Consider the following 854-nt stretch of genomic DNA (forward strand, 5'->3'; position numbering starts at 1 on the left):
AGGGCCTCAGGTCGAATACGGGTTGCCCGCCAGCAGTGGCGGAAGGGTAGCAAATCCTTCCGCCGGAGAGACACAAGGTCGAATTAGCCGAAGGCGTAATCCGACAGCCGACCTGGCAATCGAGCCTACCGATGTGCCGGATTACGCCTTTCAGGCTCTCTGTGCCCTTGGGTGAATTCGACCTACGAGAGCGTTTGCGCTCCGTGGGTCTTAATCTTTCCAGGGCAATGTATAGGGCAGGGTGCCGAGCTGGCTGTTTAGCGGTTGCTCGTCCTTGAACAGCACACCGTCAGTATCGCGGCGCAGTACCACCAGTGCGCTGTGCCCGGCATGATTGCGGGCGCTGCTGACCACTTCACCGGCAGCCTTGCCGTCGCTGTTGCGAAGCGTCTCGCCGGGTGCCAGGTCCACCTCGGCGGTGTAATCAATGCGCTGCATGCGCTGCTTGAGTTTGCCCTTGAAGTGCATGCGCGCGACCACTTCCTGGCCGGTGTAGCAGCCTTTCTTGAAATTCACCCCGGCGGTGACGTCGTAGTTGAGTACCTGGGGCAGAAACAGGTCTTCTGCGCCGGGATAGACCATGCCTTCGCCCGCGTCGATGTCGGCTTGCCGCCAGCCGTTGGCATTGGTGGCGGTACGGTCCTGAACGAGCACGGTCCAGACGGATTCGGCCTGTTCGGTGTCGGTGATCAGCAGGGCGTGATCCGTATTGGGGTAACGCAACCAGAGGCCCTGGCCGTTACGTCCGCTCTGGCCGGGTTCGGGCGAGGTGGCAGGCAAGGCGCCGCTCAGCCCTATTATCACCGCCTGCTCGTCGACCTGAAATTCCACCTTGGCGCGCAGACGGTACTTCA

1 protein-coding gene is annotated in these 854 nt (G+C 61.6%); it reads right to left on the reverse strand.

The genetic code is table 11. The annotated features are described in order from the left end of the window. Positions 1-210: 210 nt before the first annotated feature. Positions 211-854: folate-binding protein YgfZ (locus A3730_RS29310; RefSeq protein ID WP_063539448.1), on the reverse strand; the 644-nt coding region annotated here is incomplete at its 5' end.

The organism is Alcanivorax sp. HI0044 (genome assembly GCF_001634945.1).